The following is a 14,879-nucleotide window of genomic DNA, read 5'->3' as shown; positions in this document are numbered from 1 at the left end:
ATCATGACATATAAAATTAAAGAAAAACAGGTTTTAAAAGGTAGTATTATTTTGCTAACAGGATTACATATTGGAGGGACAAATAACAGTCTTTCTATTGGAGGGGTTGATAATTCAGTTGTTCGCCATCCAGTTAATAATCAGCCTTATATTCCAGGAAGCTCATTAAAGGGAAAGTTACGCTCTTTACTCGAATTAGCAATGGGGCAAATTGGGAATACGTCAATGGGAAAGGTGAAAAATGGGCCATCCGAAAATTCTGAGAATATTTCAGTAAAGCTATTTGGAAATGCAAATGGGGAGAGGAGTCAAATTCCTTCTCGTGTATTAGTTCGGGATGCTTACTTGGATGAAGATTCTATTGATGAGCTTGACCAAACTGAAGCTTTATTTGCTGAAATCAAAACAGAGGTAGTAATTGACCGAATCACTTCTGCGGCTATGCCAAGACAACTAGAACGAGTTCCTGCTGGAGCCAAGTTTAATTTTGAAATGGTGCTTAATATTCATGAAGGAGATGAAATTAGTAGTGTACATGAGTACGAACTACTTTCTAACCTATTTGCGGCTATGGCTTTACTACAAGATGATTATTTAGGAGGGCATGGCTCAAGAGGAAGCGGCCAGATTAAAATTCAGCTGCAGAGTATTACTAAGCGATCAGTAAAATTTTACTTGGGAGGAGAAGAAGAATCTGTAGACCTTGATGCCTTGAAGAATAAATATGCTGTACTTGAGCAGTTAGTCTAGTCTTAGCATTTTACTTTAATATCCTTTCAATTGATAGATCACTACTTCTATGTACTACCGATTTTATTTGAAAAATTTTAAGGGCGGTTTACACCTTTCTAGAGGAATTCCCAATCGCTATGATCGTTCAGAAAAAGATTTAAGTTCTGATCGCATACAGTCTGCGCTCTTTGCTGCTGCACTACAACTTTTTGATGAGTTGGCCGATCCTGCCAGAGGTTTAGCTTTTATGAATAGTTTTCGTCTAAGCTCAGCCTTTCCTTTTTGGGAGGATAAAAAAGAGGGGACTAAAATTAGGCTTTATCCTAAACCCGCTTCTTTTCCCTATGAGTTGCCCTTCAAGCTAGATAAATTAAAGGAGTCATCAGGGCTTACAGAAAAAGAGCTGAAGAAAATAAGCTTTTTGGAAGAAGGTTGCTTTTTTGCTTTGTTAAAAGGTGAGAAATTAAATGATTTAGCATTAACTGCTGATTATAAGCTGTTGTACTCTAAGTCTAAATGCACTTTGGCGGTAAGGAAAAAGTTGGAGGAATTAAAGGCAGAGAATAAAGGCCTTAAAATTAAGAAAACGGATATCGTAGATCATGTGTATTTAGAGCAGGGAGCTCAGGCTACTCCTTACAGCATGGATAAGATCTTTTTTGAGGAAGAAGGTGGGCTGTTTTTTATTTTACAAACAGAAAATGAAGACAGTTTAAAAAAGGTGAAAGCTGCTTTTCGTTTGTTAGCGGATCAAGGAATTGGTACTGACAGAAGCACTGGGCATGGTCACTTTGAAGCGGAGGTAGAGGCGCAAAGAATGAATATTGAAAAAGCAGGCGCTAATAGTCAACACTACATTAGCCTAGGTACTTATTCTCCCTCAAAAGAAGACTTAAATCAAATTGATTTAAAGGATAGTTATTATCAGCTGAATAAATTAAGAGGCTATATCTCTACAGTAACGGATTGTGAAGCAGAAAGTAATGCTGTGGGTTTTCGAAAAGCAGGATTATATGTTTTTGGACTTGCTGCTTGTTTACGAACTGAGGTCGAACCTCAGGGGCAAGTACATAATTTAAACCCTAAAGAAACAAAGGTTTTTCATCCTGTTTGGCGAGCGACCAATCCTATTATGCTGCCTATTTCTCTATCAAAAACAGAAGCCTAATGAATAATGATCGCTATCAAGCCGCAAAGAATAAGGTTTATGAATTGCAGATTCGCTGTTTAAGTCCACTACATATTGGCAGCGGCCAGTTTTTAAAGCCTCCTTTTGATTATATACATTTTCCTCAAGAGCAAAAATTAGGGCTAGTTGACTTAAATAAGTTAGCAGAGGCGCTAGGTATTTACCGTATTACGGAGGTAAATGACTTAGTCAATGTTATTGATCAAGGGGCAGGTGCTTTAAGCCAGTTCTTAAAGCAACGAGATGTTTTTGATTCCAGCCGTATTTGCAGCCGACAAATTGATTTGCCCGATAATATTCGGGATTTAGATTATCGGCCATCGAGAAATGAGTTAAAAGAACAGCTGCATTTGCTTCATTTTGGTCAGCTTTTTCCGGCACTACCAGGATCATCTTTAAAAGGAAGCCTACGTACAGCGCTTTTTGCTACAGCTATTCTTAATGAAGAGGTTCACCTTTATGGAGATTTACTTAAGAATCGTCGTGGACGAATGTCTGACCGCCAGCTTCAAAAAAAGATCTTTGGCAAAGATCCTAACAATGATCTCTTGAGACTTTTACAAGTAGGAGATGCGATATTTAAAACGAATACGACAGTCATTAAAAGTCGAATTATCAACTTATATCGAGATAAGTGGGGCGAAAAGTTTCGTCAGTCTTCGTTTTGGGAGGTAGTACCTACAGATTCAAGAGCCCGTGCGGAAATTCGCATTCCCAGTTCTTTAATCAAGGCAATTCAAAACATGCGGACTCCTATTATGAAGGCCTCTAAAATAAAGTTGCTAGAAGATCATCAGGCCTTATGCCTACTGATTAATAAACATACATTGCGCTTGGTTCAGAATGAACTGGACTTTTGGGATGCAGAGGGAAACCCTCTTCCCATTGGCGACTATATGCCAGCATTAGAAAAAATAGAACAAAGGCTTTTAGATTTAATTGATCAAAAAGCTAGCAGTTGTATTCTTAGAGTGGGAGCTGGCTCAGGTTGGGAAAGTATGACAGGCGGCTGGGCCGCAGCTTATACTAAAAATGATGAAGAGGTGCTTTCTCAAAGAGATTGGATAGCTGTTAAGCGGAATTCTCGTAGAGGTCGATATCCTGATGAACTACTCTTTCCAAAAACTAGAAAATTAAATGAAAATGGAATTCCTACAGGCTTTTTAGAGCTCAATTGGGAATTGAAAAAATAAATATGTATTAGTCTGAAAACCTAACTTCTAATCGAACAAATTCAAAGACTTATGGCTTATCAACTGCAAAAATTAAAACTGGAAAACTTTAGACTTTATAAGGAAGCTGAATTAGACTTTAGCAAACTGAATCTACTGATTGGAGGGAATAGCTCGGGTAAAAGTACTGTTTCTAAGGCTTTGCTTTTATTGGAAAATAGCTTAAGATATCATAACTGGACCAAGCTTACTTTTGGTGAGGGAATAGATAGTTTAGGAAGTTTTAAGTCTGTGTTGAACAGAGATTGTGATAGTAGTAGTGATAGCATTCGCTTTGAATTGCTTTTTTGTAAAATGAGAAATAATGAAAAAAGAAGAGAAGATAGTATTTTAGAAAAAATAGAGGAGGTCTCTTTATGTTTGGGATATGGAGGGGAGAGAGATAATCGACAGGAATATAAGAATGGGGTCCTAAATGAATTTAACCTTAGTATTAAGGATACGGATGGATTTAAATACAATATTATAAAAGGAAGTTTAAGCACTAATAAATTAGAAGTGCATCCAAAATTTATCATAGACTCTATTTTTAAAGATTCATCGTTTCAATTTCCATTGCTAGTTTACCCGATTTGGGATGGATTGTCTAAAGAGGAAAAGCAACAAGTAGTTAACACTCATAAGGAGAATGTAAATAAGATGTATTCTTCTTTTATTGACATGTTGATGAAAGATACATCAAATCAAACGGAATTTAAAAAGCATTATTTATGGCCTCATTATAAAGATTTTTATAAAGAAGATTCTTTGGAGGAGTTAAGGAATAAAATTCTTGATGATGGAACTTTAGAATTAAGTTCAATCAATGAAAGTACATTGAGATCGGCTGTATACTCTCAATTATTAAAGGCCGTAAAAAAATTTTATAGCGAAGCTGCATTTCAAAGGACAGGAGTTCAATTTAGTCAATCTAACATAAATCAGAATCAATATATTTTAGGTGAGTTAATAGATAGCTTTGCCTTTTGGAAGGATTTGTTGGGGACTGGAATTGACTATGACGAACTTTTAAGCACTGTGTTTTTTGAAACTAAGGGAGCTAATGGTTGGGCTTTAGCACTTAATGAGTTACAGGATAGTACTACGTTTAAAAAATTAACTATTCGTGACATACTTAAAAGTGGGAGGAATAAGATCAAATCATTTTATTCTAAAATAGAAAAACAGTATGATTTGTTTTTGGATAAAAGCGGTGAAGACTATGAAAACTATGTTTTTGATATAGGTGAGGTATTAGAAGAACTTAGTGATGAGCATGTTTTAGAGTTTGAGAACTTAAAGAGAGATGTAAATAGTCATGGATTTGATCCTGAAATAACAGAATCAATAAGAGTAAATGGCGAAAATTATTTTGAAAAAATAATGTCAATGCTAAGTCTTGATTATATCTCCTCTAAAAGAGGCTACCAGCAACATGTATATTTCGCTTCAGAAGAAAATGAATATCATATAGGTCAAGCCTTATCGTCTATGTTAAAAGTTCAGAATAAAAGATCTGGACGATATAAAAGACCTAGACAAAATAGAAGGTCGGTAACAAATGAATACGATTTTATTCAAAAATGGGCGAAGAAATTTAATTTAATTGAAAATGGTCAAGAATTTTTTGTTAAGCAGTTAGAGGGAAGTTATGTTCAAGCCTTAATTGGCAACCCCGCAAAACCAGAAGAAGCCCTCAACTTAGCCGATAGAGGTTTTGGGCACACTCAGTTGGTTCCCCTTATAATACAGACCGCTATTTATGCTTTTTCTGAAAAAAAAGGAATGCTGATCATCGAAGAGCCTGGAATTCATTTGCATCCTGACCTTCAAGCTAAATTAGTGGACTTTATGGTAGATGCTATTAGCTATGGAGTACAATTTTTAGTAGAGACACATTCAGAGTATTTTATACATAAGCTGCGGGTAATGGTCATCAATGACAATGAAACAAAGGCGTTATTAGACCCTAAAGATGTATTTATTCATAGTATTGATCAGGGAAAAACAGACTCTATACGTATTTTTGAGAATGGAGATCTAGATAAAGAACTTCCAGAAAGTTTCTATAACCAATCTACATATTTGCTGAAAGAATTAGAAAAAAAGAAAGAGCAAAGAGCATGGATAAAATCTATGAATGATATTGGTGGTATTGATAAGCCCACTTTATTTGTAGAGGGGCCTACAGATCAACAAGTGTTAAAAGCTGTATTTAAAAAATTAGGGTATGATGATGAATGTATAAATGTTATAGATTCAAAAGGTTCTTCTAAGGTGCTAAATCAGCTATTACAGTGGGAATACTCTACTAGAAAGAGCAAAGCGGTCGGGTTAATTGATTACGAGGAAGAAACTATTAAGCAAAAAAAAACATATGAAGAAAAGAAGCCAAAGCGCAATAACTATAAGGTGAAGCTTATTTACATAAAAGACTATTCTTCTTCAGAGTCTATTGTTTCTACAATAAAGAAAATTACGCCACAGTGCTCAATTGCATTAGAAGAGTTTTATCCTCTGGACGTTTGGATGTTTATAATAGGCAAAGGTTTAGTAGAATATAATGAAGATGCTGAGTGGGGATTTGAGAAATGCTTTGATGGGAATGGACATAATATTAAGACTATAAATGAAGTTATAAAGGTTTGTAAAAGAACAAAAAAAGATTTTGTAGAGGAGCAATTGGGAAATTTAAATTGGATAGATATAAAAGCAGCTAAGATTATATATACAGCAAAAGTAAGTAATGATGGGAAAGAAGAAGCAGCTAAGTTTTATGTAAAAAACATAGATAAAGAGGGATTTATAGACGCATTTAAACCTCTTTGCGAACATATTGCAAAAGAGTTAGGGCTCAAACCAAAACCGCAGTAGGCTACGGCTTTTTCAAATAACCCCTTTCAAATAGCACGGCAGAAAAATCTGGATGATTTTTCTGCCGTTTTTTTTTACTTACGCTTGCAATCCCCAAAAAATAAACTTAACTTTAAAAACAACAAAAAAAAATACAGCCCCATGATCCATCTCCAGCAAAAACTACAGGATTATAAACTGAGCAAAAAAATGCTCAAGGCATTTTACGGCATTTCTTATCCCACCTTGCGCAAACGCTTGCGTGCTGCGGGTTTGGAAGAATTTATTGGCCGAAGAAAATTTTTGTTCGGGGAGTTCCTCCTTATTTTTCGGGCTTTGGGCCAGCCCGAGCAAATTTATGCGGAGCTGCAAGAGCTGGCGCAAATTTATGAGCAACTTATTAGCTTGGGCTTGTTGGCAGGGCAATCGCAAAAAGATTTGCCGAAGAAAGCAGCAAAAAAGGAGAACCCGCAGACTACTTCTTCAAATTTATCTTTGTTGCAGGCCCCCTTAATTTTGCTCAACCGCTTTATTGCCCTTTATTATCAGGTTTTGCTAAAAGGCTGGGAACTGATGCAAACCCCAAAAGCGCATCCCATAATTTTGGGACAGGCGGCTTAAGTTTTTAGCGAAAATTATAGTAGGTTTGCAAAAAAAAATATGAAGATATATAAGGATATCGTCCAAATTAGAGAGGCACTACTTAATGGCAGTTTTTTTAATCCAAAGAAGTTAGTCGCCGATAGTGTAGAAGATGTAGATGAGGCCAAAGCAATAGTAGATCAGCTTGGGGATGCTGTAACGGAAGAGGGCTTGATCCTGCTACAAAAAGCTTTGCGTTTAGATCCAAATAATCCAGATATTTATATAAGGCTTGGAGAATATGAGAAGCGAGTCGAAGCAAGAGTTTATTATTGGAATAGGTTAGCTAACTCGAAATATGAAAGAGCAATTAAGACTCATTTAGCAGAGAGTGGTCAGGATGTCTGGGAGGATGAAGATACACGTGCTTATTTAAAGACAAAGGCCGAATATGCCAAGGAATTAATAAAGGAAGACTATACTGATGCCGCGATATTAGAATATCGAAAAATATTGGAACTTGACCCCAAAGATCATTTAAATCTAAAAGTTGCTTATGGAATCCTCCTGTTGGAATTTGAAGAGGAGGAGGCTTTTGAGGAGTTGTTGCAGATGTATGAAGGACAAGAGGTAGAAGCAGGATTCTTGTTTAATCATGCCCTCTATTTGTTTAAAAAAGAAAAAGGACGTAGTCCAAAAGCAAATAGTCTATTAGTAAAAGCCGATCAGTTGAATCCATTGATTACTATATATCTAATGAATGCTAAATTATCGCTTAGTTGGGAAGATATGGAAGCAAACGGTATTTTTGCTCTGGATGAGGAAGCACAGTCTTATGTCAGTGCGGTAAGATATCTATGGGAGGAGACAAAAGGAACCCAAAGATGGCTGCATAATTTTCACCGCAAAATAACAACAGGAAAGTAGCTTCCCCCTTTCAAATAGCGGCTTTCAATTAAGCTCAAGCCTAAAAAACAATGAAATTTTTTGTGCTGGAAAAAAAACTAATGGATCCAAAACCATCAAGAAAAACAACAAGCACCCAAGCACAACCACCAAGAAAAATCCCCTCGGATGAGGGGATGACAATTTTTTTCTTAGCCTAGGGCCTTGGCCCTGGGGTTGCTATGAAATTTATGGGGCAGAAATAATAGCAGTTGTTTTTTATCGCTGAATTTTCTGTAGAATTGTTTTATGGCCATGGGCTGAAGCCCATGGTTGTGGGTCTATGCAAACTGGCGGGCTGAAGCCCTTGTTTGCTTGAAAATGGAAAAATTAGCTTTTTTGCTGTGGGTTTTAACCCACTGGTCTAGAAATACTAAAGAAAAATAATCTGCTCCAACCGCCGAAGAAAAAAACCGCCCATGTTCAAAGCTGCGGAGGATTTTAATCCTCCCCGCACTATAGCTGTAGAATAGCTTTGTTGTATGGCTGTAGGTTTCAACCTACAGGTCCAAAAAACCAAAACCAAAACTGCCGAAGAAAAACAATGGCCTGAAAAATTTAGATGAGCGGCTGAGGGATAGAAAGCAGTGGCCGCAGGCCAGACCCAGTTTTTTTTTGAGCACAGCGAAAAAAAACGCAGGGCCGAGCGAACAGCGAGCTGCGCCATAGCCCGACCCGAGCCAAAGGCGAGGGGCAGCCCCCCAAAAAACAGAAAAAAATAAAATATTCTAGACAGGCTGGACAGCGACTTCCTTTTTTGTGAAAAAAATAGTACGTTTGAAAAAAAAATATGAAGCTATACACAGACGTAATTCAAGTTCGGAAAGCAATAATTGAGGGCAGTTTTTTTAACTCGGAGAAAATAGAAGCCGCTAGTCAGGAAGATCGAGAAGAAGTTGTTAGAATAATAGCACAGCTTCCTGATTTTTTGGAAGATGGCTTTGAGGATAATATTTTTTTGCTCCAAAAAGCCCTGCGTTTAGATCCAAATAACCCAGTTGTTTATCAAATGCTTGGGGAATATGAGGATAATAGTGAAGCTGAGCTCTTTTTTTGGAATAAAATCGCCAACTCAAAATACGAAAGTATTATCAAAACTCTCCTAGAAGAGGAGGGGCCAGATATTTGGGAAAAAGAAGGTGCGCGCAAACTTTTAAAAGACAAGGCTGCCTACGGAGAACTTTTACTAAGAAGAGGCTACCCAAAAGAGGCGATACCTGAATACCAAAAAATATTTGATCTCGATCCCAAAGATCATTTAAATTTAAAAGGATTTTATGGGGCTTCCTTATTAGAAGAGCAGGAGTATGAGGCCTTTGAAGAATTATTAGAGTGCTCTAAAGGAGTGCAATCAAGAGCTGAACATTTATTTAATCATGCGCTCTATTTGTATAGAAAAGAAGGAGGGCGGAACCCCAAAGCAAACCGTTTGCTAGTAGAAGCCGATAAACTAAATGAATATATCAGTTTGTATCTTATAGAATATGATATGTCGGTTGATTTGAAAGATTTCTTAAGAAAAGATCTTCTTGGACCACAACGAGAAGCAATGTCTTATATACGCTATGCGGGCTATCTTTGGCGGGAGACAAAAGGAACCAAAAGATGGCTGCATAATTTTCACCGCGCAATGAAAAAAGGAAAGTAGTTTCTCCCTTTCAAATAGCGGCTTTCAATTAGCCATTGGGCTAAAAAACAATGAAATTTTTTGTGCTGGAAAAAAAACTAATGGATCCAAAACCATCAAGAAAAACAACAAGCACCCAAGCACAACCACCAAGAAAAATCCCCTCGGATGAGGGGATGACAATTTTTTTCTTAGCCTAGGGCCTTGGCCCTGGGGTTCCTGTGAAATTTATGGGGCAGAAATAATAGCAGTTGTTTTTTATCGCTGAATTTTCTGTAGAATTGTTTTATGGCCATGGGCTGAAGCCCATGGTTGTGGGTCTATGCAAACTGGCGGGCTGAAGCCCTTGTTTGCTTGAAAATGAAAAAGATTTTTAGTTTATCTTTTATGGGCCGATGGTTTCAACCATCGGCTCATTTTTTTTGGAAGTAGAACGGCATTCTTTTTTGCTGTGGGTTTTAACCCACTGGTCTAGAAATACTAAAGAAAAATAATCTGCTCCAACCGCCGAAGAAAAAAAACGCCCATGTTCAAAGCGGTGGAGGATTTTAATCCTCCCCGCACTATAGCTGTAGAATAGCTTTGTTGTATGGCTGTAGGTTTCAACCTACAGGTCCAAAAAACCAAAACCAAAACTGCCGAAGAAAAACAATGGCCTGAAAAATTTAGATGAGCGGCTGAGGGATAGATAGCAGTGGCCGCAGGCCAGAGCCAGTTTTTTTGAGCGTAGCGAAAAAAACGCAGGGCCGAGCAGACTTGCGAGCTGCGACATAGCCCGACCCGAGCCAAAGGCGAGGGGCAGCCCCAAAAAAAACGTCAGAAAAATGAAAAAGTAGTATCTTCCCAAAAAAAGCGCTATGAAATGGATCTCTTTATTTTCTTTGCTTCTATTTTTATCGGCCTGCCAGCCTTTGTCTACAGAAGAAAGCTCGACAAAAAGTCCGATTTGGGAGGAGCAAACGGCCGCCCAGCAATTATTGACGCCCATCAAAGGAGAGGAGAAAAAAAGTTACCTTTCTGTTTATCCCGCCGTTTTTTCACTGCATGAGGGCCGCCAACATCAATTGACCGTGACTTTGAGTTTGCGCAACCGCTCGCCCAAAGATAGTTTGTACATTTCTCAGCTCGACTATTATAATGGAGAAGGCGAATTATTGCGAAATTATTTGGAGCAACCCATTTTTTTGCGCCCTTTGCAAACCCTTTCTTTAGTTTTGAACGAAAAAGATAAGGAAGGCGGAACGGGCGCTAGTTTTATCATCAACTGGGCGCAAGAAGCTGGACCAAGGCCCATTTTTGAAGCCATTATGATTTCTACTTCGGGCCAACAAGGGCTGTCTTTTCGGACCCAAGCCGAGCAAATTGATTAAAATAGAAGCGAAAAATAAAAAGAGCGCAAAAACAATTCGTTTTTGCGCTCTTTGCTCTAGAACAAGAAAAAAAATGGCTTAAACCAAATCGCTCAACCAATCGAGCAGTTCTTTTTGCAAGCTCTGCGTTTTATCCTTGGCATACCAAAGCTGCATATCTTTTGCAAATTCTGCATAAGGCGGTTTTTCTTCCAAGGCTTTATAATCGCGGACTTTTTGCTGGGCTTCTGCCGGACGAGGACCCCAATGGCCCAAAACAGTTTGCGTATCAGCATCAATCAGCAAAACTTTGGGAATCCCAATGCCGCCATCCGTTTTATAATCTTCCATCAAATCCAAATGCTCATCTCGCCAAAGCGTTTTCATCTGCCAATTGGGCTGTGTTTCCACCAATTTATAGATGGGCGGCAAATTTTGCGCGGCATCTCCGCACCAAGCCTCCGTAAGGACTAAAAAAAGCAAATTTTTCTGGCTGTTTTTCGCCAATTCAAGCAGTTCGGGCCAAAGTTTTGTCGTTTTTTCCAAACGCTTCATGCGCTGCACATTCATTTTTGTAAAATGCAGATACATTTCAGAATGATTTTCGCCTGAGGTTTTATCTTGGGCCAAAGCGGCTTCAATCCAAGGCAAATAATCGGCAAAGTCTTTTGCGGCAGCTATTTTTTTCGCCAAATCGTAAGACATTAGTAGTTGTTTTAAAGGTCCAGTAATCCTTCTGGAAGCTGCATGATAATTTGCTTTTGGGCTTCCAAAATTTCTACAATCAGATCCTCATGAAGGGGGACGAGCACCTCTTTTTCTTCAATATTCAAGACGGCCATTTCTTGCTGAGGCAGCTCAATTAAGTCGATAATTTCGCCCAAATCGCCCAATTCCTCATCAAGGAGATGAAAACCGATCAAAAAGTCAAAAGCGAGGCCCGAAATCGGGGCGGCTCCTTCCAAAAGGTCTTTTTCTCTGAGGTAAAGCGTTTTTCGGCTCCATTGTTCAGCCTGATCGCGGTCATCAATGCCTTCTAGCTTGATAATCCAGGTTTTTCCGCTTTCCAATTCTTCTAAAAAAAACGGAATTTTTTGGCCTTGATGCTCAATAAAAACGGCTGCAGCAGCCTCTAAACTAGGGACATATCCCTCTTCTAGCTGCGCTTTTAGCGCGCCTTTAATATGGTGTGGTTTGAGCGTTTTGCCCAATTCTACAAATCCTGCTGACATCTTTAATTTTAAGGATATTTAACAACTGAGGTCTTTTTTGGGGGCTTCCCCTGCGGCCTTCGGCCTTGGGTCGGGCTCTGTCGTGGCTCGCAAGTCTGCTCGGCCCTTCGCAAAAAAACAAGTTTTTTGCTTGGTCTGGCCTTCGGCCACCACTTTCCATCCCTAAGCCGTTTTGGCCCTTTGGGCCAATTGGGCCGAGCCTTTTTGCTTTATTCTTCTTCCGATAGAATTTGGGCGGCGGTTTTGCCAAATCGTCTTTGTCTAGACTGAAAATCGGCAATGGCGGCATAGAGTTCTTTCTCTCGGAAGTCGGGCCAAAAAACGGGCGTAAAATACAGCTCGGCATAAGCAATTTGCCAAAGCAAAAAGTTGCTAATGCGGCTTTCTCCGCTGGTTCTGATGAGTAATTCTGGATCGGGTAGGCCAGTGGTACTTAGGGCATTGGCCACTACTTTTTCATCAATATCTTCTAGTTCGAGTTCGCCTTTTTTGCTTTGGGCGGCAATGCGTTTCACGGCCTCTACAATTTCCCATTTGGCGCTATAACTGAGGGCCAAGATTAGGGTCATTTGTTCATTATGGGCGGTGGCATCAATGGCCTCTTGCAGTTCGTCACGGGTAGCCTGGGGCAAGCTCTCCAAATCGCCAATGGCCTGCAGCCGAATTTTATTTTTTTGCAAAGTAGGGAGCTCTCCCTTAATCGTTTGGACCAAAAGGGCCATCAGGGCGGCCACCTCTTCTTTGGGGCGGTTCCAGTTTTCAGTAGAAAAAGCATAAAGCGTTAAATACTCAATGCCCAATTTGGCCGCCGTTTCTGTAGTCGATCGAACGGCTTCTACGCCATTTTGATGGCCAAAAACACGGGCCTTTCCCTGTTTTTCGGCCCAACGGCCATTTCCATCCATAATAATAGCAATATGCTTGGGCAAACGGCTTTTGTCAATTTGGGCCAAGGCACTGGCCGCTTCTGGCGATATTTTGTTGGTCATAACGGAAGTTTTTTGGCTTTTCTGCAACTTAACAACAGTTTAAACAATGATGCGGGCCTTTTTTGTTACTTTTGCCCCTTGCAAATTTAGCCTGCGCAAAAATAGGAAAAACTTTCTTTTTCTACGTGACTTATACCATCAAGCTTCCACAATTCGAGGGGCCCTTTGACCTCTTGCTCTTTTTTATCGAGCGCGACGAGCTCGATATTTACGATATCCCGATCTCTTCGATTACCAAAGACTTTTTGGCCTATACGCAAGAGCTCGAGCGGATGAATATTGACCTAGCCAGCGAGTTTATCTTGGTGGCCGCTAGCCTGATGCGCATTAAGGCCAAAATGCTTTTGCCCCGCAAAGAATTAAATGAAGAAGGAGAGGAGATTGACCCCCGCCAAGAATTGGTCGAACGTCTGCTCGCTTATAAAAGCTATAAAGAAATTTTTGCCCTCCTCCGAGCGCAAGAACTCAAACGGCAAGAACAACAAGCTCGGGGAAATTTGGTTCTAGAACTACAAACCGTAGCCAATCAAGCCCTAGCCGATGCCGAACTAGAACATCTTAATCTTTTTCGCTTACTCAAAACCTATGAGCAACTTTTAGAAAAATTAGAAGAACGAGAAAATCGCCCTGTGCATAAAATCGTTCATTATCCCTACACCATTGAAGGGCAAAGACATTACCTCAAAAGGCAGTTGCAAAAACTAGAACGCGCCCGCTTTGAGGACCTCTTTTTGCCGCTCGATGGACAAATGCAGGCCATTTTTACCTTCTTGGCCTTACTCGAACTCCTCCAACAAGAAAAAATCAAGATCTTAAGCCTCTCCGAAGAATACAATGATTTTTGTATGCTTTGGGCCGAGGAGGATTAAGCTCATTTTATCATCGAACTCCCCAAAAGAGTTCATCTTAAAGTTTGCCAAGCATGTCTGTGCAACCTTCTTCTACAGAAGAACAATCTACACCCAAAGATAAACAAGATGAAGCCCTAAAATCAATCAGCCCCGGCCGTATCGCTATTGCCGTGGCTGCTGGCCTAATCGTTATCGTTTATCTTTTTATCCAAGATTTTAGCTTAGAGGATTTTCAGAAAATTTCATGGAACCCCAAAACGCTCTACTGGATCGCCGGCGCCTTTTTCTTTGTGCTACTTCGCCATTTTGCCTATATGTTTCGCCTCAGAACAATTACGCAGGGCTTTTTTAGCTGGCGAAAATGCTTCGAAATGATTTTTGTCTGGGAGTTTAGCTCTGCCGTTACCCCCACTTCTGTGGGCGGCTCTGCTGTGGCTTTGGTGGCCCTATCTCAAGAAAAAATTTCTCCCGGTAGAACCACCATGATTATCTTTTATACTATTGTATTAGATACCTTTTTCTACCTCTCTTCGCTCTTACTGCTCTTCTCTATTTTTGGTTTTCTGATCATTTTGCCCGGCACAACTAGCTTTTCCGAAATGATTAACCAGTATTTTGGAGCTGGCTTTTTTGGCGCCTATTTATTTATGTCTATTTATGGTAGCCTCTTTTTTTATGGGGTCTTTATCAATGCCAAAGCTGTGCATCGCGTACTCATGGCCATTACGAGTCTTCCCCTTTTGCGCCGCTTTAAAGAAGGAGCCAATAAAATGGGCCAAGATATGCAGCTGGCCTCTGGCGAACTCCGCCGCCAAAAATGGCAGTTCCACCTCAAGGCGTTTGGCGCCACCGCTGGCGCCTGGGCCTCCCGCTTTATGGTCCTCAATTGCCTGATTATGGCCTTTATCGCCAATTCTACCGACCCCGCCGTGCAAGCACATTATAATAGTGTACTGATCGATCAACAAGATTTCTCGCTCTTTGTCCAACAGGTATTTATTGTGGGCCGACAAATTGCGATGTATGTGATTATGGCTATCGTCCCCACTCCCGGCGGTGCCGGAGCCGCAGAGTCTTCTTTCGAAAACTTCCACTCCGATTACCTGCCCGCAGGCGGTACGCTCTTACTTGTCATGACGATTTTCTGGCGCTTCTTTACTTATTATCTTTACCTCTTTATCGGAATGATTGTGGTCCCTAACTGGATTCGCAAACTCATCAACCGAAATAAACAAGAGGCCGAAGCCGCTCAGCCCACAGAATAAGAACAGAAAAAAAGACCGCTTTTGGGCGGTCTTTTTTTTGAAAATAAAGGCCCC

Annotated in this window: 15 protein-coding genes; 12 read left to right on the top strand and 3 right to left on the bottom strand. The window is 39.9% G+C overall.

Annotated elements, in window-relative coordinates; all coding sequences use genetic code 11:
• The first annotated feature begins 3 nt into the window (after nucleotides 1–3).
• From csm3 to SGRA_RS00880, 10 genes are all read left to right on the top strand, one after another.
• Nucleotides 4–750 (top strand): type III-A CRISPR-associated RAMP protein Csm3, encoded by a 747-nt coding sequence (gene csm3, locus SGRA_RS00915; protein ID WP_014373204.1) that lies wholly within the window; start codon nucleotides 4–6, stop codon nucleotides 748–750.
• A 49-nt stretch (nucleotides 751–799) separates the two neighbouring features.
• Complete coding sequence (gene csm4, locus SGRA_RS00910) at nucleotides 800–1,900, top strand: type III-A CRISPR-associated RAMP protein Csm4 (protein WP_014373203.1); 1,101 nt, start codon at nucleotides 800–802, stop codon at nucleotides 1,898–1,900.
• Nucleotides 1,900–3,114: a type III-A CRISPR-associated RAMP protein Csm5 gene (gene csm5, locus SGRA_RS00905; protein ID WP_014373202.1), complete on the top strand. Its 1,215-nt coding sequence runs from the start codon at nucleotides 1,900–1,902 to the stop codon at nucleotides 3,112–3,114. Before csm4 ends, csm5 begins: the two co-directional genes overlap by 1 nt.
• 51 nt (nucleotides 3,115–3,165) lie before the next feature.
• Nucleotides 3,166–6,006, top strand: a complete 2,841-nt coding sequence (locus SGRA_RS00900; protein ID WP_014373201.1) for an AAA family ATPase — start codon at nucleotides 3,166–3,168, stop codon at nucleotides 6,004–6,006.
• A gap of 141 nt (nucleotides 6,007–6,147) precedes the next feature.
• Nucleotides 6,148–6,606: a hypothetical protein gene (locus SGRA_RS00895; protein ID WP_014373200.1), complete on the top strand. Its 459-nt coding sequence runs from the start codon at nucleotides 6,148–6,150 to the stop codon at nucleotides 6,604–6,606.
• Between the two features lie 39 nt (nucleotides 6,607–6,645).
• On the top strand, nucleotides 6,646–7,494 hold the full coding sequence (locus SGRA_RS00890; RefSeq protein WP_014373199.1) for a hypothetical protein: 849 nt from the start codon (nucleotides 6,646–6,648) through the stop codon (nucleotides 7,492–7,494).
• A gap of 50 nt (nucleotides 7,495–7,544) precedes the next feature.
• A complete protein-coding gene (locus tag SGRA_RS24235) occupies nucleotides 7,545–7,673 on the top strand; it encodes a hypothetical protein (RefSeq protein WP_014373196.1) in 129 nt (42 codons plus the stop codon).
• A gap of 629 nt (nucleotides 7,674–8,302) precedes the next feature.
• Entirely contained in the window at nucleotides 8,303–9,160 is an 858-nt protein-coding gene (locus tag SGRA_RS00885) for a hypothetical protein (RefSeq protein WP_014373197.1), read from the top strand.
• A gap of 50 nt (nucleotides 9,161–9,210) precedes the next feature.
• Complete coding sequence (locus SGRA_RS24230) at nucleotides 9,211–9,339, top strand: hypothetical protein (RefSeq protein WP_014373196.1); 129 nt, start codon at nucleotides 9,211–9,213, stop codon at nucleotides 9,337–9,339.
• A 657-nt stretch (nucleotides 9,340–9,996) separates the two neighbouring features.
• Nucleotides 9,997–10,509, top strand: coding sequence for a DUF3124 domain-containing protein (locus tag SGRA_RS00880; RefSeq protein ID WP_014373195.1), 513 nt, complete (start codon nucleotides 9,997–9,999; stop codon nucleotides 10,507–10,509).
• A 78-nt stretch (nucleotides 10,510–10,587) separates the two neighbouring features.
• Here the strand turns inward: SGRA_RS00880 and SGRA_RS00875 are convergent, their stop codons facing one another.
• The 3 genes from SGRA_RS00875 to SGRA_RS00865 form a co-directional block, all read right to left on the bottom strand.
• Entirely contained in the window at nucleotides 10,588–11,193 is a 606-nt protein-coding gene (locus SGRA_RS00875; RefSeq protein WP_014373194.1) for a thioredoxin family protein, read from the bottom strand.
• Nucleotides 11,194–11,204: 11 nt separating this feature from the next.
• Nucleotides 11,205–11,720 (bottom strand): ribosome maturation factor RimM, encoded by a 516-nt coding sequence (gene rimM / locus SGRA_RS00870; protein ID WP_014373193.1) that lies wholly within the window; start codon nucleotides 11,718–11,720, stop codon nucleotides 11,205–11,207.
• A gap of 209 nt (nucleotides 11,721–11,929) precedes the next feature.
• Entirely contained in the window at nucleotides 11,930–12,709 is a 780-nt protein-coding gene (locus SGRA_RS00865; RefSeq protein WP_014373191.1) for an undecaprenyl pyrophosphate synthase, read from the bottom strand.
• Between the two features lie 62 nt (nucleotides 12,710–12,771).
• Between SGRA_RS00865 and SGRA_RS00860 the strand changes: the two genes are divergently transcribed.
• Both SGRA_RS00860 and SGRA_RS00855 read left to right on the top strand, forming a co-directional pair.
• Entirely contained in the window at nucleotides 12,772–13,578 is an 807-nt protein-coding gene (locus SGRA_RS00860) for a segregation and condensation protein A (RefSeq protein ID WP_014373190.1), read from the top strand.
• A gap of 53 nt (nucleotides 13,579–13,631) precedes the next feature.
• Nucleotides 13,632–14,825: a lysylphosphatidylglycerol synthase transmembrane domain-containing protein gene (locus SGRA_RS00855; RefSeq protein WP_014373189.1), complete on the top strand. Its 1,194-nt coding sequence runs from the start codon at nucleotides 13,632–13,634 to the stop codon at nucleotides 14,823–14,825.
• The last annotated feature ends 54 nt before the right edge of the window (nucleotides 14,826–14,879 follow it).

Source organism: Saprospira grandis str. Lewin, from assembly GCF_000250635.1.
Classification (GTDB): Bacteria; Bacteroidota; Bacteroidia; order Chitinophagales; family Saprospiraceae; genus Saprospira; species Saprospira grandis.
Note: the sequence above shows the minus strand (reverse complement) of the source record. Positions and strands in the feature narration are given on the sequence as shown.